This is a genomic window from Nocardioides sp. Z22_16 (genome assembly GCF_058134365.1).
In genome coordinates this window covers 712,144-735,075 of the sequence record NZ_JBYTTI010000001.1, presented here as the reverse complement: position 1 = coordinate 735,075, position 22,932 = coordinate 712,144, and the positions used below count along the sequence as shown (strand labels likewise).

Genomic DNA, 22,932 nt, shown 5'->3' with positions numbered 1-22,932 from the left:
CCGAGATGGTCGACACGACGACGTTCCGAGACGTCATGAGCCAGTGGCCCAGCGGGGTCACCGTGGTGACGACGCTGTCGGGCGACGGTGCGTGGCACGGGATGACGGCCAGCTCGTTCTCCAGCGTGAGCCTGGAGCCGCCGCTGGTCTCGATCTGCCTCACCAAGACGCTCTACTCCCACCAGCTGATCGCGGCGAGCGGGATCTTCGGGGTCAACGTCCTCGCGAAGGACCAGACCGACGTCGGCCGGCGGTTCGCGGGGATGGACGACAGTGTCGACCGGTTCGCCGGCGAGAGCTGGTCGACCGACCAGACCGGGGTGCCGCTGCTCGACTCGGCGCTGGGCTGGTTCGACTGCCGGGTGGTGCACGCCTACCCCGGCGGGGACCACACGATCTTCGTCGGCGAGGTCGTGGGGGCCCGCGCGGCCCGTCGTTCGGCCCCGTTGCTCTTCCACGCCCGCGGCTGGGGCCAGTTCGCCGACGTGCTGCCCGACGTGGCCGCGCTCTCCGACCCCGGCGTGGTCGCAGGGTTGGCAGCCGCCGCGCGGGACCAGGAGGTCGCCCACGTCGCCGCCGGCGTGGCAGCCGCCGGTGCCCGGGTGCGGGTGGCCGACCTGACGAGCGCCGTGAGCCTCGAGGAGGCCGCCGCCATGGTGCCCCGCACCCTGCCGCTGGAGACCGCCAGCGTGCTGGTCGCCGATCGGGCCCAGGCCGACCTCGTCCTCGCCGCGGGTGTCAGCACCGTGGAGATCTCCTTGGACCCCACGGAGCCAGGCCGGACCGAGGAGCTCCTCGCGACCCTGGACGGCATCGCCCCCCGCACCGCCGTGCGGATCCAGGACCCGTTCGCCCCCGAGCGCCTCGACGCCGTCCTCGACGCCGTCGAGCGGCTCGCGGCGCTCCGCGTGCTCGAGATCGGCGTCCCCGACACGGCGGGCTCCGCGACCCCGCTGCGGGTGCGCGCCTTCCTCCAGGAGGCGGTGGCGCTGGCGCGTCCGGTGCCGCTGCGGATGGGCCTCCACGACCGCGACCGTCTCGGCCTGGTCAAGGCGATCATCGCCCTCAAGAGCGGGGTGCGCCACTTCGACACCACCCTCGCCGGCATCGACGGGGCGGTGGCGACCGAGGACCTGATCCGACTTCTCGAGGAGGTCGACGTGCACACCCCCGTCGACTCCGCCGCCCTGGCGGTCCTGGCCCGGGACCTCCGTGCCGGCGCCCCCACCCCCCAGACCACCTCGTCGCTGGCCGAGCCCAGCGGACCCCAGATCGTAGGAGCAGCAGGATGACCCCGAAGACCACCGCAGAGCTCGTGTTCCCCGACCTCACCGAGGCGGAGCGGGAGCGCGCCCGGCGCGTCGAGTCCGTGCTGCCGACGATCGCCGCGGCCGCCGAGGCCGCCGACGAGGTGGGTGCACTGCCCGAGGGGCACCTCAAGCTGCTCGGCGACGCCGGGCTGCTGGGCCTGGTGGTGCCCGAGGAGTTCGGCGGTCTGGGGGGCGGGCTGCGTGACCTCGCCGCCACCACCTACGCGCTCGGCACGGTGTGCGGCTCCACGGCACTTGCCTTCTTCTTCCACTGCTCGTCCTCCTCACGGGGCATGCTTCCCCTGGCGGCGCTGGACGCCGGCCTCTACAGCGACGAGGAGGCGCCGGAGGTCCGGGCCTTCGCGCACAAGGTGCTGCACCTGATGGGGACGGAGAAGAAGGCCATCGGAAACTTCGCCAGCGAGGCGGTCAAGGCCTCGAACGCCAACGTGCTGATCCGCACCACCGCGACCCGCACCGACGGCGGGTGGCTGCTCAACGGCGAGAAGTCCTTCGGCTGCCTCTCCGGGTCCGCCGACTACTACCTGGTGACGGCTCGCCGCGACGACGTCGAGGGGCTGGACGCCCTGACGCTGTTCCTGGTGCCGCGGGCCACCGCGGGCGCCCGCCCGCGGGCGCCGTGGACCGGGCTGGGGATGCGCGCCTCGGACAACAACGGCCTGGTCCTCGAGGACTGCTTCGTCCCCGACGAGCTGGCGCTCGCCGTGCCGGGTGCCTTCACCCGGGCCACCCAGATGTCACGGGGCTCGTGGGTCGGCAACCAGATCGCCATCGCCTCCATCTATGCCGGGATCGCGCAGGGCGCGTGGAGCTTCGCGCTCGACCGCACCATGCGTGCCACCTTCGCCGACACGGGCAAGCCGATCGCCTCCAGCCCGATGCACCAGGTGATCATCGGGGACGGCGAGCGGCACCTCGCCGAGGCCCACCTGTGGCTGCGTCGTCAGGTCGACCTCGAGGCCAGCGACCCGCCGCTCCTGCCCAAGAACGAGGTCGTGCAGTCCTGGAAGCTCGCGAAGGGCGCCATCTGCGAGCACGCCCACGAGGTCGCCCTCGCGGCCCTGAAGATGTGCGGCACCTCCGGCGCCCTGATGGGCAACGTCACCGGCCGGGCCGTCCGCGACACCGCCATGGGGCTGGTGCAGGCGTTCCCTGCGGAGCGCGGCAAGCTGGACCTGGCCAAGATGATCGTGGAGCACGAGGGCTGGGAGGGCCTCACCACGACCGACAGCTTCCAGAAGCCGGTCGGGGAGCGCGCATGAGCGAGGTCCCGGTGGAGGCGGTGCGCCGCGCCGACCTGGTGATCCCGGCCGTGGAGCAGCTCGTCGACGGCGTCTGGTCGGCACCGGGCGACCTCCTGGGACTCGCCCTGGTCGACCCGTTCACCGGCGAGGCTCTGGGCGACGCCGTGGCCAGCGGCACGGACGACGTCGACGCCGCGCTGGCGGCCGCGCACCGGGCGCACGTCACCTCGGCGTGGAGCGGCGTCCCGGTCGAACGGCGGGCCCACCTCCTCGATGCCGTCGGCGAGGCCCTCGCGGCCGAGCTCCCGCGGCTCTCCGCCCTCGAGTCGCTCGCCACCGGCGTACCGGTCGCCCAGACCAGCATCGTCGGCGTCATCGTCCCCGGCGCCTTCCACCTCGCCGCCGAGATGCTGCGCGCGGGGGTGCTGCTCGAGACCCGGGTCGGCGACTCCGGTCACCAGGTCGAGGTGCACCGGCTGCCGCTGGGCCCCGCGCTCTGCTTGGTGCCGTGGAACGCCCCCGCCCCGATGGCGGCCCACAAGATCGCCTCCGCGCTCGCGGCCGGCGCGCCGACGCTGCTCAAGCCCAGCGAGTACGCGCCGTGGGGGACCACCGAGCTGGCCCGCGTGGTCGACCGGGTGCTGACCGAGCACGAGGTGGACCCCGGGACGTTCCAGCTGCTGCAGGGTGGCGCGTCGGTCGGCGGCCGGCTGGTCAGCGACCGGCGGGTGCGCGCGGTCTCCTTCACCGGCGGCCTGGCCGCGGGCCGCGCGATCGCCGCCGCCTGTGCGGAGAACTTCACCGCCCTCCAGCTCGAGCTCGGCGGCAACAACCCGCTCGTGGTCATGCCGGACGCCGACGTCGAGGACGCGGCCCGTGCCGCGGCCGACCTGCTGACCACCCTCAACGGCCAGTGGTGCCGGGCGCTGGGCCGCCTGGTGGTGCCGGAGGAGATGGCCGACGACCTGGTCAAGCGGATCGGCGACCGGCTGGCGGACCTGCGGGTCGGCGACCCACTGGATCCGGCCACCGAGCTGGGGCCGATCGTGCACCCGAGCCACCTCGCCCGCCTGCGTGCCGAGATCGGGACCCGGGTCGCCGCGGGCGGCACCGAGCACTCCTTCACGCCGCTCCCCGACTCGGGGGGCAGCTTCCTGGCTCCCACGCTGCTCACCGGCGTGCCGTCCGAGGCGGCCGAGGACGAGATGTTCGGACCCGTCGCCACGGTCCACCCCTATGCCGACCTGGCCGAGGCGGTGGCCCTGGCCAACGGCACGCCGTTCGGTCTCGAGGGCTACGTCGTCGGCGCCGACACCGAGGCGGCGCTCGCGGTGGCCCGCCAGGTGCACGCGGGAGAGGTCAAGGTGAACGGCTCGACGATCATGAGTCTCCACCTGATGACGCCTCGCCCGGCCTGGGGGCTCTCGGGCATGGGCGAGGAGGGCACCACCGAGACGATCCGGGTCTTCACCTGTGCCCGGGTGGTCGGCGTCGAGGGCGGCTTCGCGCTGCACGGAAGATGACGAGCGCGACTCCCTCCAGCCGGCGGCTGAGGGACCTGCTCGACGGTCCGGAGGTGGTCCGGCTGCCCGGCGTCTTCGACGCCGTCACCGCGGCCCTCGCCGCGCAGGCCGGTGCCTCCGCGGTGTGCCTCTCGGGGGCCACGGTCTCCGCGGTCGACCTGGGCGTGCCCGACCTCGGCTTCGTGCACGGCACCGACCTTGCCCGCCGGGCCGCCTCGCTGATGCCGTCCCTGGGCGGGGTGCCGCTGCTCGCGGACGCCGACACCGGCTACGGCCATGCCCTCCAGGCCCGGCAGACCACCAGGGCCTACGCCGCCGCCGGGATCGCCGGGCTCCACCTGGAGGACCAGGTGTCGCCCAAGCGGTGCGGGCACCTGGCGGGCAAGTCGGTGGTCGACGTGGCCGAGGCCGCCGGCCGGGTCCGGGCCGCGGTCGAGGCGGGCACCGGCCTGGTGGTCGTGGCCCGCACCGACGCGCTGTCGGTGCGAGGGCTGGACTCGGTGGTGGAGCGCTGCCTGGCCTTCGCCGACGCCGGCGCCGATGCGGTCTTCGTGGAGGGCGCGGGGCTCGCCGAGCTGGGTGAGGTCGCCGCCGCCCTGGCCGCCCGCGGTCACCGGACCCCGCAGGTCTACAACCGGTCCGAGGCGGGGGGCGCGATCGACGCCGGTCCCGGCGACGACGAGCTCTACCAGGTCGGGGTGCGGCTGGTGATCCACCCGGTCTCCGCGCTGCTGGCCGCGGCGCACGCCGTCCGCCGCACGATGGAGCAGATCGTGACCACCGGCCACTCCGGGCGCGTGGACCGCCTGACCTGGCCCGAGCTGAACGACCTCGTCGGACTGCCCGGGCTGCTCGACGACGAACAGCGCTACGCCGCCCCCGTGGCGGCAGGGGTGAGGAGCCAAGCAGATGAGTGACGACCAGCAGACGGTGATCGTGGTCGGCGCGGGACCGGTCGGCCTGACCGCCGCGCTCGTCCTGGCACGGGCCGGGATCGGCGTGCGGGTCCTGGAGGCGGGCGAGGGCCTGGCGGCCGAGTCGCGCGCCTCGACCTACCACCCGCCGAGCCTGGAGATGCTGGACGAGCTCGGGGTGCTCGAGCCGCTGATGGAGCGCGGGCTCGTCTCCACCGGCTTCCAGTACCGCGACCGCCGCACCGGGCCGATCGCCGACCTCGACCTGGGGGTCCTGGCCGAGGACACCCGGTTCCCGTTCCGGGTCCAGTGCGAGCAGAGCAAGCTGACCCCGATCCTCCTGGCGGCCCTGGGCGAGCTGGACCACGTGCAGGTGGAGTTCTCCCAGCGGGTGGTGCGGGCCGAGACCGTCGGGGAGCGCGCGCGGGTCACCACGGCGGCCGGTGACGTGCTCACCGCCGACTGGGTGGTGGGCGCGGACGGCGCCAGCTCCCAGGTGCGGCAGAGCGCCGGCTTCGAGTTCGAGGGGATGACCTACCCCGAGCGCTTCCTGGTGGCCTCGACCACCGAGGACCTGGCCTCGATCCTGCCGGGCGTCGCAGCGGTCAACTACGTCTTCGACCCGGACGAGTGGCTGGTGCTGCTCCGCACCCCCGAGCACTGGCGGATCCTCTTCCCGACGGACCCCGAGACGGCCGACGAGGTGGAGATCGACCCCGCGCGGATCCAGGCGCGCCTGACCGGCGTCGCCGACCTCGGCCGCGACTGGGACGTCCTGCACACGACGCTCTACCGGGTGCACCAGCGGGTGGCCGACACCTTCCGCAAGGGACGCCTGGTCCTGGTCGGCGACGCGGCGCACATCAACAACCCCCTCGGCGGCATGGGCATGAACAGCGGGCTGCACGACGCGGTCCTCGAGGCCACCGCCCTGGTGCGGCTGCTGACCGGCACCGGCACGCTGGCCGAGCTGGATGAGGCGTGCGAGGCACGGCGACAGGTGGCGCTCTCCTACGTCAAGACCATCACGCACGACAACTGGGAGCGGCTGCGCCAGACGGACCCGGAGGCGCAGCGGGCCTACCACGACGAGCTGCGCGCGCTGGCCGCCGACCCGGTGCGGATGCGCGCGCACCTGCTCAACACCTCGATGATCAACTCGCTGCGGGGCGGGCGTCCGGTGGCGATGGTCGGCGGGACGCCGCAGTGATCACCCGCCACAACCCGGCCCGTCCCGACGAGGTGGTCGGGACGGTCGGGACCACCACCCCTGCGCAGGTGGACGCCCAGGTCCGGGCGGCCGCCCTCGCGCAGGTGGCGTGGGCCCGGACCCCGGTGGCCGAGCGCGCGGCCCTGCTGCTGCGGGCCGCGGACGCGCTCGACCCCCTGCTGGACGAGCTCGCCGAGCTGGCGGCCCGGGAGACCGGCAAGGTGCTGGCCGACGCCCGCGGCGAGGCGGGGTTCGCGGCGGCGGTGCTGCGCTGGTACGCCGGCCGGGCGGTCGAGGTGCTGGCCGACCGGCACCAGGACGACGGACGCGGCCGGCTGCGGACCAGGCACCGTCCGTTCGGGGTGGTCGCGGCGATCACCCCGTGGAACGCGCCCCTGGTGCTCGCCGCGCTCAAGGTGGCACCCGCCCTGGCGGCCGGCAACGCCGTCGTGGTGAAGCCGTCGCCGCTGGCACCGTTCGCCGCCGGCCGGTTCCTGGAGACGGTGGCCGCGGCGGTGCCCGAGCACCTGCTGAGCGTGGTGCACGGTGAGGTCGAGACGGCCACGGCGCTGGTCGGGCACGAGCTGGTCTCCCGGGTCGCCTTCACCGGGGGCGACGTCGCGGGGCGGGCGATCGCGTCGCTGGCCGGGCGCAGCCTGACCCCGAGCGTGCTCGAGCTCGGCGGCAACGACCCCGCGCTGCTGCTGCCGGACGCCGACCTGGACGACGCGGCGTACGAGCGCCTGGTGATGGCGGCGTTCGCCACCAGTGGACAGGTCTGCATGGCGCTGAAGCGCCTCTACGTCCCGGCGGAGCGGCTCGAGGAGGTCGTCGCCGGACTGGTGCGGGCGGCCGGCCGGGTGCTGCACGTCGGCGATCCGCTGACCGCCGGGGTGACCATGGGCCCCGTGGTCAGCGCCGGCTCGGCGGCACGGGTGCGCGAGCTGGTCGCCCGGGCCGCGGGGGAGGGTGCCGAGGTGGTCGAGATCGGCACCGTGGTCGGCGACCTGTCGCGTGGTCACTACGTGCGGCCCACGCTGGTCCTCGGAGCCAGCGACGACAGCCCCGTGGTGGCCGCTGAGCAGTTCGGTCCGACCCTGCCGGTGCTGGGCTACGACTCGGTCGAGGAGGCCGTGGCCCGCGCCAACTCCGGGGAGCTCGGCCTGGGGGCGTCGGTCTGGTCGGCCGACGAGGAGCGGGCCTTCGAGGTGGCCGAGCGGCTGGAGGCGGGGTTCACCTTCGTCAACACCCACAACCGCACCGGGATGGCGCTGCACGCGCCGTTCGGCGGGGTCAAGCGCTCGGGCTGGGGCCGGGAGTACGGCGACGACGGGCTGCTGGAGTACGTCCAGCCGTGCGTGACCCACCTGCCAGGCGCCTTCCGGGCAGGTGCTGCGGGACTCTCCGCCTCGGCGTACCCGAGCCCGGGAGATTGAGGACCACTTCTTCTGGGCCGTTGCCTGACGGGCAACGATGATAGAATATATTATTTTGAGCAGGCCGTTCACGAGAGGGAGACGCATGACTCAGAACCTCAAGTCGGTGCAGGAGTACTTCGACGACGCAGGCCCCACCGACGTGACGGCGCTCTTCGCCGACTGGAAGGCGCTCGTCGACCGGCTCAGCGCCAAGGTGCAGGAGCGGTTCGCCCTCGAGCGCGACCCCTCGACCCTGGAGCTGGAGGCGTTCACCAGCGAGAACGGGCCCTCGGGCAGCGTGCGCGGCTACGCCGGACCCGAGATCGACTGGATGGTCCACTCGCACATGGAGAACGCCGCCGCCGGCTTCGTCAACGTGCACCTGACCATCTGGCTCGGCCCGCAGGTGCGGGTGCCGCACTTCGGCATGGCCCTCGGTGCCTTCCCGCAGGGCTGGCTCTTCCTCGACTCCGTGCCGCGCTCCAACCTGCTGACCGACACCGAGTCGTTCGACGCCTACTACGCACCCCTCAACGCCGAGTGGGAGCGGGTCCAGGCGGAGAACGACTGGCTGGAGCCCTTCGTGAGCCGCAGCGCCTTCGTGCGCGCCAGCCTCTCGCCCACGGCCTACTGCATGATGGGCCCGGGCGACAGCCGGACCACCGACCTCGTCACCGACCTGGCCGAGCGCCACCTCGACCGCTGGCTGGGCTGGGTGGACGAGGCGCAGCCGGTCCCGGTCGAGGAGCAGGCCGCCCTCGCCGCCCAGGACGAGCTGGTGCGCCGCAACATCGCGGAGCGCGACCCCGCCAACGAGATGGGGGACCGGTTCTTCGGGCCCGAGATGACCCAGCAGCTGGTGCGCGCCCTCTGGGGTGGAGACCGTCAGCTTCCCCGGCCGCACCAGCGCTGAGGGGTTCCCCATGGAGATCGCCGACCCCGGACCGGTGCGCAGCCACCGCACAGCCGTGCGCGTACCGGGCGCGGTGGCGCCCTTCGACACGATGCACGTCACGGTGCGCTACCCGGCGCTCGCGGCGCGCACCGAGCTGGAGCGGATGAGCGGCGTGCTGCCTGCCGATCCGGCCGGCGCCCCCTACCCGGTGGTGGTCGTGCTGCCCGGGATCAACGTGGCCTCCGCCGGCTACCTGGGGCTGGCCGTCTCGCTGGCCCGGGCCGGCATGGTCTGCGTGACCTTCGACTGGGTCGGCGAGCTCTTCCCCGGCCAGCACGGGCTCACCCCCGGCGTCGACCTCGACGCGGTCTCGCCGCAGAGCTACGGGTCGCGCCCGACCACGCCCGCGCTCGGTGCCCTGCTCGCCGCGTTGTCCGAGGCGCAGGGGGCGGGTCCCCTGGCCGGCCTCCTGGACCTGGACCGGGTCGGTGTCTTCGGGCACTCCGCGGGCGGCACGGTGGCGCTCCAGTCGGCTCGTGCGGCCTGGTTCCCCCAGGTCCGTGCCGTGGCCACCTACGGTGCCCACACCATGGCCTCCCAACAGCTCGGCTTCGAGGCGGGCACGCTGCTGACCTCCCCCGCCGAGGCGGCCGTGATGCTGGTCGCCGGCACGGCCGACGGCGTGGTCGCCGCCAGTGCCGTCCGCTACGGCGAGAAGGCCGGCGCGCCGGGACACGACCCGGTGGAGCGGACCTGGCGCGAGGCGCTGCCCCTGGCCGCCGAGGCGTGGCTGGTGAGGCTCGCCGGAGCCGGCCACATGCTGCCGGCGGCACCCGAGGACGCGACGTCCGCGCGCGGCTTCCTGGAGGAGCCGAGCGGCGCCGACCAGGATCACCTGCGCGGCGTGCTCGCCGACCTCGTGACCACCTTCTTCGCGGCCGGGCTCATCGGTGACACCGAGTCCAAGGCCGCGCTGGATCGATGGGACGACCATCGCAGACCCGAGATCGCCGACGTGAGTCGTCGCTAGGAGGAACCGCAATGTTCAAGAACTTCTGGTACGCGGTGGAGTTCAGCTCCGACGTGAAGCCCGGGAAGCCGATGAAGGTCAAGCTCCTGGGTCAGCAGCTGGTGCTGTACCGCAAGCACAGCGACAACTCCGTCGTGGCGCTCTCGGACCTGTGCGTGCACCGTGGCGCAGCGCTCTCCGACGGTGAGCTCAAGGGCGACTGCGTCGTCTGCCCCTACCACGGCTGGGAGTACAACCCGGCGGGCGTCGTGGAGCGGATCCCGGCACACCCCGAGAAGGGGATCCCGCGCAAGGCGCGGGTCGACTCCTACCCGACGCAGGAGAAGTACAAGTTCGTCTGGGTCTACATGGGCGACCTGCCCGAGGAGGAGCGGCCGCCGCTCCCCGACTGGTCGGTCATCGACGACGACGTCAACTACCGCGCCGTGACCGGGCAGTTCCTGTGGAACTCGAACTACGAGCGGATCCTCGAGAACGGCGTCGACGTCGCGCACACGCCGTTCGTGCACGGCGGCGTCTTCGGCAACAAGGAGAAGCCCGAGGTCCCCGAGTTCCAGATCGAGGAGTCCGAGTGGCACTGCAAGGTCTCGATCGAGCTCAACCCGCCGCGCTCCAAGGGCCTGTGGGGGATGATCAACCCGAACCGGCAGGCCCTGGCCGACCGGCCCCCCGTGCCGGTCTCCACCACCTGGTGGCTGCCCAACATGATCCTGCTGGAGATCGGCACCCCCATGGGGGCGCTGAAGATCTTCGACGTCAACATCCCGATCGACGAGGAGACCACGCTCGTCAAGTTCGTCGCGCTCCGGTCCTTCTTCAAGGGGGCCTGGGCCGACCGTGACGCCCGTCGTCGCATCTTCAAGGTCCTCTACGAGGACCAGGCGATCGTCGACGCCGTCCGGCCCGAGCTGCTGCCCTTCGACCTCTCGGCCGAGCTGCACGTCAAGAGCGACTACAACGCGATCAAGTACCGCCGTCGTCGCCAGGAGCTGATCGAGGCCGGCTGGGGGGTGGAGGACAACACCATCGTGGGTGAGGGCCCGGCCCGGGTCGAGGCGCGGGTCATCCCGTCCCCGGTGCGCAAGGAGGTCCCCGAGCTCGCCAGCGCCTGGAACTACAAGGAGGTCCGCAGCCGCGAGCTTCGGATGGGCCGGGGCGAGTCCGAGGTGCCGGTGCGCAAGGAGCGCCGGCTCGTGATGGACGACCCCGAGCCGGCGGCACCCGCCACCCAGGAGCTCACCCAGGAGCCCACCCAGGACCTCACCCAGGACCTCACCCAGGACCCCACCCAGGACAAGGAAGTGAAGGCATGAGCCTCCCCGCAGACCTCTGCACCAGCACCCTCGAGAACCTGGTCGCCCGAGGCGGGCTCACCGAGATCACCGGGGCGGACGGCGGGGCCTACCAGGTCCTGCACTCCGCGATGGGCCCCGACCCGGTCGGGTCGGTGCGCATCTTCTCCGGCGAGCGGATCGCCAAGGCGGTCTACGTGGGGATCGTGGTGCCGCAGATCGGGCTCGACAGCCACATGGTCTTCGCCTTCATGCCCGAGGACAGCCCGGTCCCGCACTTCACCCTGGACTCGGTGGCGGCCGGGGGCCACCTGGCCTTCCACCTCGACCTGATCCAGCGCGCCGACGCGGGGACCCACATGGTCTACAACGACTGGGCCCACACCCCGCTGACCGACAGCTACAAGGAGGTCGTCGCCCTGGAGGGCCTCTCCCGCGCGGAGCTGGACAACCGTCAGCTCACCGTGATGTCCGCCTGGATGCTGGCGAGCCGCGCCACCCCGGAGGCCTTCGGCCAGCTCGACAAGCCGGTCGCCGCCTACCTGGAGCACTGGTTCTCCCTGGTCGAGGGCGACGTGCCGGCCGAGGTGCTGGCCGACCTGGCCGACACCGACCTGGCCGCGCGCGACGCCCGCAACCGGGGCCTGCTCTTCAGCCCCGAGGTGGACAAGGTGTGGGCGCAGATCTCCCGTCTCATCACCGAGCCGGTGGCGGAGGGCATCCGGGCCCAGCTGGTGAGCAACGAGCTGCCGGCATGACCAAGGCCGAGGCCAGTGAGTGGCAGAAGCGGATCGAGGGGGAGTGGCACGGGATCCCCGGCCTCTTCGACGCGCAGGGCAACCACGTCGGCTTCGAGTCCATCGCCCGTGCCAGCGAGGTGACCGAGCAGGGGACCCGCTACTGGATGGACTCCAAGCTGTCGGGCTCCGGCCCGCTGCGCAGCCGCTTCGAGCTGGGCGCCCAGTTCGACTTCGGCGTGGTGGACTCCGACGAGAACCGGGTCTACACCGGACCCGACTTCTACGGGACCGGGCAGCCCTACGGCCTCTTCGTCGACGCGCACTACTACTCCCCGGGATGGCAGGCCGACCTGCGCACCTGGAACCAGGTGCTGGCCGACGGGGAGACCCAGGTCTACTCCTCGGTCCTGCACGACGGCTGGTCGGTGTGCGCGGTCTTCAACGGCGTCTACAAGCGGACCCTGGACCGGGAGACCAACCCCGCGACGCAGCGGTTCGTCGACCAGTGGCGTGAGCTGGAGCAGCAGCGCGGCTCCCGGCCCCAGGTGCTGCCCACCAAGCAGGCAGGCGCCTGGGTCGGGACGCTCTTCGTCAACGGCGCCGACCAGGTGAGCGAGGGCAAGGTCGAGGTGACGATCGAGCACGACCCGACGTCGTTGCGCTCCGCGCGCCAGCGGGTCACCTGGGTCGGTGACCTGGACCGGCAGTACACCTTCGACCGCTACCGCGACGGGGCGCGCACGATGTTCGAGGGCCCCGAGGTCTACGGCAACGCGACCGCCTACGGCCGGGCGCTCTTCACCAGCCAGCACCTGGTCGGCCCGGATGCTGCGGGGGTGGAGAAGGTCAAGGGGCGTGAGTTCCTCATCGACCCCGACACCCGGGAGCTGGCCGTCGTCTGGCAGCTGCTCCGGGGGGACACCAGCACGCACTTCGTGCACGGGTCGCTCGCCTGGGAGCCGCGATGAGCGTCGGGGAGCGGGTGGTCGTCGTCACCGGCGGCACCCGGGGCATCGGCCTCGGCCTGGCCCGTGAGCTGCTGGCCCGCGGGTGCCGGGTGGTCATCTGCGGCCGGACCCCCGAGGCGGTCGCCAAGGCGCTGGCCGAGCTCGGCGCGGGGGAGCGGGCCACCGGCCTGGCCGCCGACGTCTCCGACCGGGAGGCCGTGCAGCTGCTGTGGGGCCACGCCACGGCGACCTTCGGCCGGGTCGACGTGTGGATCAACAACGCCGGGCTCTCCACCGGCCGGGGCGCGCTGCACAGCAGCGACCCGGTCGAGGTCGAGGCCGTCCTGGCGGTCAACGTCGTGGGGGTGCTCAACGGCTGTGCCGTGGCGTCCGAGGGGATGGCCGCGCAGCCCGGGGGCGGCTGGATCTGGAACATGGAGGGATTCGGCTCCCGTGGCGAGCACCAGGACGGCATGGCCGTCTACGGCGCTTCCAAGCGCGCCGTGCAGTACCTCACCGAGGCGCTGGTGCGTCAGACCAAGGGCACGCCGGTCAAGGTCGGGTTCCTCTCGCCCGGCATCGTGGCCACCGACCTGCTGGTGGGCGACTACGCCGACGACCCCGCCGGGTTCGAGAAGGTCAAGAAGGTCTTCAACATCCTGGGCGACCGGGTGGAGACGGTGACCCCCTGGTTGGCCGACCGGGTCCTGGCTGCCAGCACGCACGGCGCCCGGGTCGCCTGGCTGACGCGGGGCAAGGCGGCGCGCCGCTTCATGACGGCCTCCTTCACCAAGCGCGACATCTTCGCCGAGGCCCGCTGATGGCGGCCGCCGGCGGGGTGGACGTCTGCGCCGAGTACGGCCTCGCGCTCGCCCTCGAGGACTTCGTCCCGGTCGTGCTGGCCGGCGCGGCCCTGGTCTTCGTGGCCCGGGCGGTGCGCGGGCGGGTGCCCAGCGCCTTCCCGGTCGCCCTCGCCGGCGCCCTGGTGGTCACCCTGGGCGGGCTGGGCAAGGCCGTCTGGAAGCTCCTGGTGGCCGCCGGGTGCTGGGAGTACCCGATCCTGGAGAACCTCCTCTTCCCCTGCCTCTCCTTCGGGTTCGCGGCCCTGTCCTGGGCACTGCTCAGCGCGGTCCGCGGCAGCACGGTGACGCCGTGGCCGTTCGCCGCCTTCCCCGTCGCCGCGGCCGTGGGCGCCCTCTGGATGGGGGACACCTGGCCGCTGCTGATCGCGGCGGCGGTGGGCGCCACCTTCCTGGGGCTGACGGCGGCGGTCCACGCGTTCCGGCAGGGCAAGAGGTCGGTGGGTGTGCTCTTCGTCGTCTACGTGCTGGGCACCAACGTGCTCCCGCCCCTGGCCGCGCAACCGAACCAGTCCGCCGAGCTGCAGTGGGCCGAGCAGCTGACCAACTCGGCGGTGCAGCTCTGCTTCCTGCTGGGTGCGCTGTGGCTGCACCAGCAGCTGACCGCGCGTCCCGAACGGGCGGCCACCGACGAGCAGCAGGAGATCACGGCATGAGCGGGATCGACCGGTTGGGCTGGCGCCGCAAGTTCGGCGTCATCGCGCCGAGCACCAACACCATCGTCCAGCCGGAGTTCGACATGATGCGGGTGCCGGGCGTGACCTCCCACTACGGGCGGATCCTGATCCGGGACGGACGGATCGGCGACGACGAGGGGATGGAGGCCCTGCTCGAGCAGATCCGGGCCTCGATGGCCGACTGCGTCGAGGGCATCATGACCATGGAGCCCGACTACCTGGTGATGGGCATGAGCGCCGAGACCTTCTGGGACGGCGTGGAGGGCAACCGTCAGTTCGTCCAGCAGATCCAGGAGCTCTCGGGCGGTCTGGGCGTGGCCACCGGCGCGGAGGCGTGCGAGCGCGCCCTGCGCCTGTTCGGTGCGCGGAAGATCGCCGTCGTCACCCCCTACACCCCGCTCGGGGACGCGAACGTGCGCCGCTTCTTCACCGAGCTCGGCTTCGAGGTGGGCCGCATCAAGGGGCTGAGCTGTCGCAGCGCGGTGTCGATCGCCCAGGTGAGCGAGCGGACCCTGCGCCAAGCGTTGTGGGCGGTCGACGACGACGACGTGGACGCGATCGTCCAGTGCGGCACCAACCTCTGCATGACCGAGCTCGCCGACGAGGCGGAGCGCTGGCTGGGCAAGCCGGTGATCGCGATCAACGCCGCCACCTGGTGGATGGCGCTGCGTGAGAACGGCATCAAGGACCGTCTGCACGGCTACGGGGCGCTGCTGCGGGACTTCTGACCCCCGCCCGCTCGACCCGGCGATCAGCCCACGACGACCTGGTCGATCGGCAGGTGCGGCTCCAGGGCGGGGAAGGCCCACGAGAAGAGGACCACCAGCACGAGCACCACCAGCAGCAGGCACTGGACGACCTTGGCCGGGATCGGGCCCGGCAGCATCCGCCAGATCCACGCGTACATCTCAGGCCTCCAGCTCGTCCGGGGGGCCGGCCGCGGGGGATCTCCGCTCGACCAGCTGGGCGCCGACCACCAGGCGCTCCGTCGAGCCCCACCGCGGGTGGCAGGTCACCAGCGTCATGGTCCGGGCGGTGGGCTTGCGGCCGGGCTGGCCCGGCACCGGGGCGACGACGTCGACCTGCGTGGGGGCGATGATCCGGGACCAGGTCACCTGGTAGGTGTACCAGCCGTCCGCCGCCTCCACGTGGACCTTGTCGCCCTCGACCAGCTGGTCGAGGGCGGCGAACGGCTCGCCGTGGGTGGCGCGGTGACCGGCGACGGCGTAGTTGCCGACCTTGCCGGGCAGCGCGGTGCCGGGGAAGTGGCCGGGGCCGTCGTTGAGCGTCTCGAGGTCGACGCCCTCGACCACCACCCACTCCCAGTCGGAGCCGAGTCGGGGGATGTGCAGCACGTTGAGGCCGTCGCCGGTGCGGGGCTCCACCGTGCGCCCCTGGGGGTGCGCGCGCTGCTCGGCGCGGAACTCCTCCAGGTGGTCGGCCTGGGCGTAGCTGGTCTGCACGTTGGTCCAGACCAGGAGGTAGAACGCGAGGGCCGCGAGGAGCGCCCCGGCGGTCAGCATCAGCTCGGCGAGGAGGCGGACGGTCGTGGCGCTTGCGGTCCTCCACCTGCTCGACACCGCATCAATATATCATCTAGAGTCTGCTGTCCCAGGTGATCCAGTCCCCTCGCGCGCTGTCCAGTCGCTCAGGAGTGTGCATGCCGAACAGACGTCTCCGCGGCTTCCTCGCGCTCGCGGTCGTCGTCGGCTCGGTGCTGCCCGGGCTCGCCTCCGGCAGCGCGGCGGCCGAGGTGCCCGCGATCGTGCCCTCGGGCGGATGCTGGACCTACGTCCCGGCCCCGCTGGCCGCGGTCGAGGACCTCGAGGGTCACGTCGACGTGAGCACGGCGCTGGAGCCCTGGACGGTCGCGCCCGTGCCTCCGGAGCTCCGACTCGCCACCAGCGGAGCGACCGCGGTGGGCGGTGCCCGTGGCCTGACGGTGGGCGCCTCGGGTGGTCCGGCCGTCGCCGCGCAGCCCGTGGAGACGACGGGGACGGCGACGTACCTCCTCGACACGCTGGACTCCGCAGGGGTCCGCACCAGCCTGCCGTCGGCGGCCGTCGCCTTCACCCTCGCCCCGGGGGCGACGGCGATCCCGGCGACCAGTGCCACCGGGGCCCTGCCCCTGACCCTGGCGGGCTCCTACTCCCTGGTCCTGCGCGGAGTGGTCTACGACCTGCCCGCACTCGGGCAGCGGATCGTCTGCAACGGGCAGGCCGAGGGGGTGCCCGGCGGCGTCAACCCGGCCACCGCGCCGCTGGACCCCGCGGTGGCCACCCCCTACGTCGTCTCGCCCGGCACCGCCCTGCTGGTCTCCCAGGTCGCCGGCCAGCGGCTCACCGGCGCGGCCCGGGCGGGCGATACGGTCGAGGTGACCCTCAGCGGCTTCCCCTCCGAGCGTCCCGTCGACCTCACCCTCTGTGGTGGGGCCGAGGAGCCGGAGGTGCCCGCCACCTGCGGTCTCCCGGTCACCGTCCCCACGGCGGCCGACGGCTCGTCCGTCGCCTGGATCCCCGTGCCCGAGGACGTCGTCCCCGGCGACGGCCTCGTGCGCGCCACGGTCCTCGGGGACGTGCCGCTGGTGGTCGAGACCGCCGTCCAGCTCCTCGGTGAGCCGACCGTCTCGGCGCACGAGAAGGCCGGCCCCCGGAAGTGGCGGCTGGTGGGGGACCAGTGGGACCCGGGCAAGCCGGTCCGGCTGAGCCTGCGTGACGCGGACGGCAAGCAGGTGGGTCCCCGGGTGGTCGTCAAGGCCGGCCCGCGCGGACGGATCCGCGCCAGGTTCCCGGTGCCGTCGCGTCGCGAGGTCGTCGAGGTCCGGGCCGTGCAGCGCGCGGGCGGCGCCCTCTCGGCCACCCTGGACCTCTCGGAGGCGGGGCTGACCGCCTCCGGGCCCGGGCGCGAGACCGGACCCCGCAAGGGTGGGGGCGGAGGGCCGCCCGAGCAGCAGGCCACGCCCCCCAGCACGGTGCCGCGCTCCGTGACCCCGTCGGTCGTGACGCCGGTCGAGATCCCCGCGCCGCTCGACCTCGACGTCGACGTGGTCGACGGAGAGGTCGACGAGGAGGTCGACGAGGAGGCCGGGGGCGCCCCCGAGCCGGTGGCCCGCAGCGGGGAGGTCGCGGTCACCGAGGCGGTGCTCGTGGGCTCGGCAGACCTGGGCGACCTCTTCGGGGGAGCGCCCTCGCGGGTGCTCAGGCTGTCGCTGGAGAACGTCGGCCCGGACGAGGCGCGGGCCCCGGGCCTGACCATCGCCGTGGGCAAGGACGAGAAGGCCGACCCGGTCTACGTCAGCGACGGCCTCGGCACCCTGGCGCCGGGGGAGACCCGGGTCATCGAGGTCCCGATCTCGCTGCCCACGGGCGCCATCGGGACCTACCTGGTCTCGGGGCGGGTCGGCGACGGCGAGATCGGCGGCTTCGCCCTGAGCTGGCAGACCTACCCCTGGGGGCTGCTCGCAGCCAACCTGCTCGGGGTGGTGCTGATCGCGTGGGCGGTGCGTCGGCGCAGTCGACGCACCCGACCCGACCTGGTCACGGCCCTCGCGGCCCCTGTCGCGGCCGGGGCGCCGCCCGCCCGGGACGGGGAGGCGGTCATCGACCTGGCCACCCTCGCGCGCTGGTGGGAGCTGCAGGCGGCGCGGGCCGCCGGCGGGGGTGTCGGCGCCGCCGCGGACCAGGCCCCGGTCGCGGACGACGCGGTGATCGATCTCGTCGCCCTGGACCGCTGGATGGCGACCCGGGAGCTCACGCCCGCCGACAAACCCTGACGACTGACCTGGCGCGGAAACAGATATCGTATATAGTTCCGGCCACGCCCGATCGAGAGGGAGCCATGGCTCACGCAAGGGAACGCCGTTCACGCCGCACAGACCGCTCGCTGCTGATGCGCTCCGGGCTGACCTGCGCCGCCCTCTGCCTGGCCCTGGTGGGCTGCGGCGCCCTGCTGCCCGGCGGTGGGGACGAGGTGGACACCGCCACGGCAGGACCCGGCACCACCGACGAGTCGGTCAAGGTCGTCTTCGTCGCGGTCGACCTCGACAAGGTCAAGGAGACGACCGGCTTCACGACCGCCTCCATCGGTGACCCCGAGAAGCAGGTGCAGGCCCTGGAGGACTGGGTCAACGACAACGGCGGCCTCGGTGGACGCACGCTCGACGCGGTCTTCCGGTGGTACAACGCAGAGACCGACTCCCCGGCCACCGAGGAGCAGCTCTGCAACGAGGTCACCCAGGACGAGAAGGCGTTCGCGGTGGTGCTCACCGGCCAGTACCAGTCGAACGCCCGCCCCTGCTACGCCCAGCGGAAGACGCTGATGCTCGACATCTCGCTGGTGGCCAACGACCGCGTGCTCTACGAGGAGCTGTCCCCCTACCTGTGGGCGCCGAGCTTCCCCGAGTACGACGCCTTCGTCTCCTCCTACATCGAGGCGCTCGCCAAGGAGGGCTTCTTCGAGGGCCGCGACAAGGTCGCGATCGTGGCCGCCGACTCCCCGGTCAACGACCGGACCGTGAAGAACCTCGGCGTGCCGCAGCTGAAGAAGCTCGGGATCGACGCCGAGGTCGCGTGGGTCGACACCACCGACATCGGCACCTTGTACATGGGCCTGGAGCAGGGCGCGATCACCTTCGCCACCGCGGGCATCGACCGGGTGATGTTCCTGGGCGGCTCGCGGCTGGCTTCGATGTTCGCGACCATCGCCGGCTCGAAGGAGTTCGACGCCACCTACGCCATCTCCAGCTACGACAACCCCTCGTTCTTCGTCAACAACCCGGGCACCGTCCCCAGCGACACGATGAAGGGGATGGTCGGCATCGGCTTCCACCCGCCCCAGGACGTCGCCGACGACGTGATGCCGTTCCCGGCCGAGGGCGCCGAGCAGGAGTGCCTCGACATCTACGCCGAGGCCGGGGAGACCTTCGAGACCCGCGAGGCCGCGCGCGTGGCACTGCCCTACTGCGACGCGGCCCGGCTCCTCAAGCTGGGTGCGGACGGCGTCGACGGTCCCCTCAACGCGGCCGCCTGGGGCGAGGTCGTCGACAGGGACGGGGGCGACTTCCAGACCGCCTCGGGCTTCGGCAACGCGATGGGCGACGGCACCCGTGCCGCGGCCGGGGCCTACCGGGTGATGAGGTTCTCCGAAGACTGCGACTGCTTCCGCTACGAGGGCGACGATGTCCCTTTCGACACGAAGTGACGCGGCCCCCGCGCTGAGGTGCGAGGGGCTCGACGCGTCTTACGGTCCGGTGCAGGTCCTCTTCGGTGCCTCGCTCCGGGTGGAGCGCGGCGAGATGGTGGCCCTGCTCGGCCCCAACGGGGTGGGCAAGTCCACCACCCTCCGGGTGATCGGCGGGCTCCTCGCCCCCAGCTCGGGATCGGTCCACCTCGGCGGCCTCGACGCCACCTCCTGGTCGCCGCGCAAGCGGGTGCAGGCGGGGCTGAGCCAGGTGATCGGGCAGTCCACCTTCGGCTCGCTCAGCGTGGTCGACAACCTGACGATGCACGGCTACGCGGCCAAGGACAAGAAGTGGGTCAAGGAGGCCGTCGAGGCCGCGCTGGTGATCTTCCCGCGGCTCGACGCCCGTCGCAACCAGCCCGCCGCCACCCTGTCGGGCGGTGAGCGGCAGATGCTCGCGCTGGCCAAGGCGATCGTGAACGACCCCGAGCTGCTGGTGATCGACGAGTTCTCGCTGGGCCTGGCACCCGTCGTGGTCGGCGGCCTGTGCGAGCTGGTCCGCCGGCTCAACGAGCGGGGCACCTCGGTCCTCGTCGTCGAGCAGTCGGTCAACGTCGCCCTCTCCCTGGTCCACCGGGCCTACGTGATGGAGAAGGGCGAGGTCATCGCGGAGGACACCGCGGCCGCCCTCGCGGCCGACCCCGACCGGATCCGGGCCCTGATGCTCGGCGGCCACGTGGCGGAGGCGGTATGAGCATCGTGCTGGACGCACCCGACGTCATGGCCCTGACCGACCTGCGGTTCTCGCTGGCCGGCTTCGACTTCGGCGTCGACCGGCTGCTGCTGGGCCTCTTCGCCGGGCTGACCTACGGCCTGCTGGCGATCGGCCTGGTGCTGGTCTACCGGTCGAGCCGGTTCGTCAACTTCGCCCACGGCTCGATCGGCGTCTTCGGCGCCTCCGTCCTGGGGCTCCTCGCCGCCGACTGGGGGGTGCCGTACTGGCTCTCCTTCGTGCTGGCCATGGCGGTGGCCGCGGGGCTGGCGGCCGGCATCGAGTGGCTGGTGGTCCGGCGCCTGACCGGGCGCCCCACGATGATCGGGATGATCGCGACGCTGGGGCTCTCCCAGTTCATCCTGATCGCCGCCCTGATCATCAACGCCGACGGGGTCAGCGGCTTCACCTTCCCCCGGCCGCCGGGGCTGCCGCAGTTCGAGCTCGGTGCGACCACGATCAGCACGCCGTACGTCGCGATGGTCGTCCTCGGTCCGGTCCTGCTCGTCGCGCTGGCCTGGTTCCTGCGCGAGCACCGGGTCGGGGTCGCCATCCGCGCGGCCGCCGACGACGAGGACGGCGCGCTGCTGGAGGGCATCCCGGCTCGTCGGATGGCCACGCTGGCCTGGGCGATCGCCGGCGCCGTCGCCGCCTTCTCCGCGATGCTGGTCACCCCGACCACCGCCGGCCAGTCGATCGACACCCTCGGCCCGGACATCCTGCTCAAGGGACTGGCCGGCGCCGTCATCGCGCGGATGTCCTCGATCCCGATCGCGGTGGTCGCCTCGCTGGGTGTGGGCGTGCTCGAGCAGCTGCTGCTCTCCAACCCCGACACCCGGAACGCCGTGCCGCTGGCGCTCGGTCTGGTGATCGTGGTCGCGCTGCTCCGGCAGCCCGCCCTGGGCCGCGCCGCCCGCGAGCGGGTCGGCTGGCAGCGGATCGTGATGAGACCGCTGCCGGCGGAGTACCGGAGGCTGTGGGCGGTCCGCTGGTTCCCCCGGGTCATGGGCGCCACCCTGGTCGGGGCGGCGGTGGGCCTCGCCTACGTGGTCTCCAACTCCACGGCCTCGGCGATGACCAACGTCGTCGGCTTCGCGCTCGTCGGCCTCTCCGTCGGGCTGCTCACCGGTGTCTCCGGCCAGCTCTCGCTGGGCCAGTTCGCCTACGCCGGCATCGGCGCCGCCGTCTCGGTGCACGCCGTGCACAACACCGGCAGCTTCGTCCTGGGCCTGGCCGCCGGCATCGCGGCCGCAGCGGCCTCCTCGGCGCTGGTCGGGATCCCGGCCATGCGGCTGCAGGGTCTCGCGCTCGCCGTCTCCACGCTGGCCCTGGCGCTGGCCACCACGAGCTGGCTGCTGCGGCTCGACAGCTTCCTGGGCTTCGGCGTCCAGCCGGCCAAGCCCACGGTCTTCGGCTACCCGCTGACGCTGGCCGTGGACTACTACCTCTTCGCCCTGCTGATGCTGGTCGTGGCCACGTGGGTGGTGGGCAACCTGCGGCACAGCGGCTTCGGCCGCACCCTGCAGGCGATCCGTGACAACGAGGACGCGGCGCGGGCCTTCACCGTCGGCGCGCGGATGCGGAAGATGCAGGTCTTCGCGATCTCGGGCGCCGTCGCCGGGCTGGGCGGGGCCGTGATCGGGCACGGCCAGACGCAGCTCACGGTCAACTCGTTCCCGGCCTCGGCGAGCATCGACGTGGTGGCGATCGCGGTCGTGGGCGGCCTGGTGCTGACCGGCGGGCCGATCCTCGGGGCGATCATCCTCGTCGGCATCCCCAGCATGTTCAGCCTGGGGCTGGCCGGGAGCGCCGCGCTGTCGATCGGCTGGCTCCTGGTGGTCGTGATGCTGCCCGACGGACTGGGCGGCCTGATCGCCCGGGCCCGCGACTGGTGGGCGGACGGCGTCGCCCGCCGGGCCGGCATCGACGTGCGGCAGGCCCGGCACGGCGCGGACCACAAGCCGCCGTCGCCGCTCTCCTCCAGTCTCCGTCTGGAGGGGCTGCGCCGCGAGGGTCGTCACGAGCCCCAGCCCGACGGTCTCCCGGTGCTCTCGGTGGACGGCGTCTCCCGCCGCTTCGGCGGCGTGGTGGCGGTCGACGGCGTCAGCCTGGAGGCCGTCCAGGGCGAGATCGTCGGCATCATCGGGCCCAACGGCGCGGGCAAGACGACGCTCTTCGAGATCATCGCCGGCTTCACCGCCCCCGACGCGGGCCGGGTCGGCTACGGCGGTCGCGACGTGACCGGCCGCACGCCCGAGCAGCGGGCCCGCGTCGGGCTGGTCAGGTCGTTCCAGGACGCGGCCCTCTTCGGCACGCTGACCGTGCAGGAGACCCTGATGCTGGCCCAGGAGCGGCTCGAGCCGTCCCGGCTCTGGACCGCGATGATGGGTGCCCGGGAGGCCGAGCGGCGCAAGGAGGAGAAGGCCGCTGAGCTGCTCGAGCGGATGGCCCTCACCCCCTTCGCCCGCCGGCAGATCTCCGAGCTGTCGACGGGCACGCGCAGGGTGGTCGAGCTGGCCAGCCTGCTCGCCCTGGAGCCCCGGGTGCTGCTCCTCGACGAGCCGTCGGCCGGCATCGCGCAGAGCGAGAGCGAGTCGCTCGGCGAGCTGCTGCACGGGATCCGCCGCGAGCTCGGCACCACGATGATCGTGATCGAGCACGACCTCCCGCTGCTCTCCCACCTGTGCGACCGGATGGTCGCGATGAACCTCGGCCGGGTCGTCGCGGTCGGCACCCCGGACGAGGTGCGTGAGCATCCCGAGGTGGTCAGGTCCTACCTCGGCACCGACGAGAGCGCGATCTCCCGTTCCGCCGTCCGCGCCGGAGGCGCCCTGCCTCCCGTCGCCACGAAGCCGCTCGACCCCCTGTCCGCAGCTGCCCCGCAATACCACCCCTGAGCCA

At 72.9% G+C, this 22,932-nt stretch carries 20 protein-coding genes; 18 read left to right on the top strand and 2 right to left on the bottom strand.

From position 1 onward, the window contains the following. Positions 1 to 5: 5 nt before the first annotated feature. The 14 genes from AC3X7R_RS03540 to AC3X7R_RS03475 all read left to right on the top strand — a co-directional run bounded on the left by AC3X7R_RS03540 (position 6) and on the right by AC3X7R_RS03475 (position 14,809). Positions 6 to 1,292, top strand: a complete 1,287-nt coding sequence (locus AC3X7R_RS03540; RefSeq protein WP_489964178.1) for a flavin reductase — start codon at positions 6 to 8, stop codon at positions 1,290 to 1,292. Continuing rightward, positions 1,289 to 2,593, top strand: coding sequence for an acyl-CoA dehydrogenase family protein (locus tag AC3X7R_RS03535; protein ID WP_489964177.1), 1,305 nt, complete (start codon positions 1,289 to 1,291; stop codon positions 2,591 to 2,593). The genes AC3X7R_RS03540 and AC3X7R_RS03535 overlap by 4 nt, the downstream gene beginning before the upstream one ends. After that, entirely contained in the window at positions 2,590 to 4,098 is a 1,509-nt protein-coding gene (locus AC3X7R_RS03530) for an aldehyde dehydrogenase family protein (protein WP_489964176.1), read from the top strand. The genes AC3X7R_RS03535 and AC3X7R_RS03530 overlap by 4 nt, the downstream gene beginning before the upstream one ends. Beyond that, entirely contained in the window at positions 4,095 to 5,015 is a 921-nt protein-coding gene (locus AC3X7R_RS03525; RefSeq protein WP_489964175.1) for an isocitrate lyase/PEP mutase family protein, read from the top strand. The genes AC3X7R_RS03530 and AC3X7R_RS03525 overlap by 4 nt, the downstream gene beginning before the upstream one ends. Beyond that, positions 5,008 to 6,222, top strand: coding sequence for an FAD-dependent oxidoreductase (locus tag AC3X7R_RS03520; protein WP_489964174.1), 1,215 nt, complete (start codon positions 5,008 to 5,010; stop codon positions 6,220 to 6,222). The genes AC3X7R_RS03525 and AC3X7R_RS03520 overlap by 8 nt, the downstream gene beginning before the upstream one ends. Continuing rightward, complete coding sequence (locus tag AC3X7R_RS03515) at positions 6,219 to 7,658, top strand: aldehyde dehydrogenase family protein (RefSeq protein WP_489964173.1); 1,440 nt, start codon at positions 6,219 to 6,221, stop codon at positions 7,656 to 7,658. Before AC3X7R_RS03520 ends, AC3X7R_RS03515 begins: the two co-directional genes overlap by 4 nt. Before the next feature lie 85 nt (positions 7,659 to 7,743). After that, positions 7,744 to 8,553: a hypothetical protein gene (locus AC3X7R_RS03510; protein WP_489964172.1), complete on the top strand. Its 810-nt coding sequence runs from the start codon at positions 7,744 to 7,746 to the stop codon at positions 8,551 to 8,553. Positions 8,554 to 8,563: 10 nt separating this feature from the next. Continuing rightward, on the top strand, positions 8,564 to 9,565 hold the full coding sequence (locus AC3X7R_RS03505) for an alpha/beta hydrolase family protein (protein WP_489964171.1): 1,002 nt from the start codon (positions 8,564 to 8,566) through the stop codon (positions 9,563 to 9,565). Between the two features lie 11 nt (positions 9,566 to 9,576). After that, positions 9,577 to 10,878, top strand: a complete 1,302-nt coding sequence (locus AC3X7R_RS03500; RefSeq protein WP_489964170.1) for an aromatic ring-hydroxylating dioxygenase subunit alpha — start codon at positions 9,577 to 9,579, stop codon at positions 10,876 to 10,878. Further along, the gene (locus AC3X7R_RS03495) at positions 10,875 to 11,615 is read left to right on the top strand and encodes a hypothetical protein (protein WP_489964169.1); all 741 of its coding nucleotides are present in this window, start codon (positions 10,875 to 10,877) and stop codon (positions 11,613 to 11,615) included. Before AC3X7R_RS03500 ends, AC3X7R_RS03495 begins: the two co-directional genes overlap by 4 nt. Further along, positions 11,612 to 12,565 (top strand): hypothetical protein, encoded by a 954-nt coding sequence (locus AC3X7R_RS03490; RefSeq protein ID WP_489964168.1) that lies wholly within the window; start codon positions 11,612 to 11,614, stop codon positions 12,563 to 12,565. The genes AC3X7R_RS03495 and AC3X7R_RS03490 overlap by 4 nt, the downstream gene beginning before the upstream one ends. Beyond that, complete coding sequence (locus AC3X7R_RS03485) at positions 12,562 to 13,365, top strand: SDR family NAD(P)-dependent oxidoreductase (RefSeq protein ID WP_489964167.1); 804 nt, start codon at positions 12,562 to 12,564, stop codon at positions 13,363 to 13,365. The genes AC3X7R_RS03490 and AC3X7R_RS03485 overlap by 4 nt, the downstream gene beginning before the upstream one ends. After that, complete coding sequence (locus AC3X7R_RS03480) at positions 13,365 to 14,060, top strand: hypothetical protein (protein ID WP_489964166.1); 696 nt, start codon at positions 13,365 to 13,367, stop codon at positions 14,058 to 14,060. The genes AC3X7R_RS03485 and AC3X7R_RS03480 overlap by 1 nt, the downstream gene beginning before the upstream one ends. Further along, positions 14,057 to 14,809: a maleate cis-trans isomerase family protein gene (locus tag AC3X7R_RS03475; protein WP_489964165.1), complete on the top strand. Its 753-nt coding sequence runs from the start codon at positions 14,057 to 14,059 to the stop codon at positions 14,807 to 14,809. Before AC3X7R_RS03480 ends, AC3X7R_RS03475 begins: the two co-directional genes overlap by 4 nt. A 23-nt stretch (positions 14,810 to 14,832) precedes the next feature. Here the strand turns inward: AC3X7R_RS03475 and AC3X7R_RS03470 are convergent, their stop codons facing one another. After that, complete coding sequence (locus AC3X7R_RS03470) at positions 14,833 to 14,988, bottom strand: hypothetical protein (protein ID WP_489964164.1); 156 nt, start codon at positions 14,986 to 14,988, stop codon at positions 14,833 to 14,835. Position 14,989: 1 nt separating this feature from the next. Then, on the bottom strand, positions 14,990 to 15,661 hold the full coding sequence (locus AC3X7R_RS03465) for a class E sortase (protein WP_489964163.1): 672 nt from the start codon (positions 15,659 to 15,661) through the stop codon (positions 14,990 to 14,992). An 80-nt stretch (positions 15,662 to 15,741) separates the two neighbouring features. On the opposite strand from AC3X7R_RS03465, the gene AC3X7R_RS03460 reads away from it, so the two are divergent. From AC3X7R_RS03460 to AC3X7R_RS03445, 4 genes are all read left to right on the top strand, one after another. Beyond that, positions 15,742 to 17,853: a hypothetical protein gene (locus AC3X7R_RS03460; protein WP_489964162.1), complete on the top strand. Its 2,112-nt coding sequence runs from the start codon at positions 15,742 to 15,744 to the stop codon at positions 17,851 to 17,853. Positions 17,854 to 17,918: 65 nt separating this feature from the next. After that, positions 17,919 to 19,280, top strand: coding sequence for a type 1 periplasmic-binding domain-containing protein (locus AC3X7R_RS03455; protein WP_489964161.1), 1,362 nt, complete (start codon positions 17,919 to 17,921; stop codon positions 19,278 to 19,280). A 49-nt stretch (positions 19,281 to 19,329) separates the two neighbouring features. Then, on the top strand, positions 19,330 to 20,013 hold the full coding sequence (locus AC3X7R_RS03450) for an ABC transporter ATP-binding protein (RefSeq protein ID WP_489964160.1): 684 nt from the start codon (positions 19,330 to 19,332) through the stop codon (positions 20,011 to 20,013). Beyond that, positions 20,010 to 22,928, top strand: a complete 2,919-nt coding sequence (locus AC3X7R_RS03445) for an ABC transporter permease subunit (protein WP_489964159.1) — start codon at positions 20,010 to 20,012, stop codon at positions 22,926 to 22,928. Before AC3X7R_RS03450 ends, AC3X7R_RS03445 begins: the two co-directional genes overlap by 4 nt. Positions 22,929 to 22,932 lie beyond the last annotated feature (4 nt).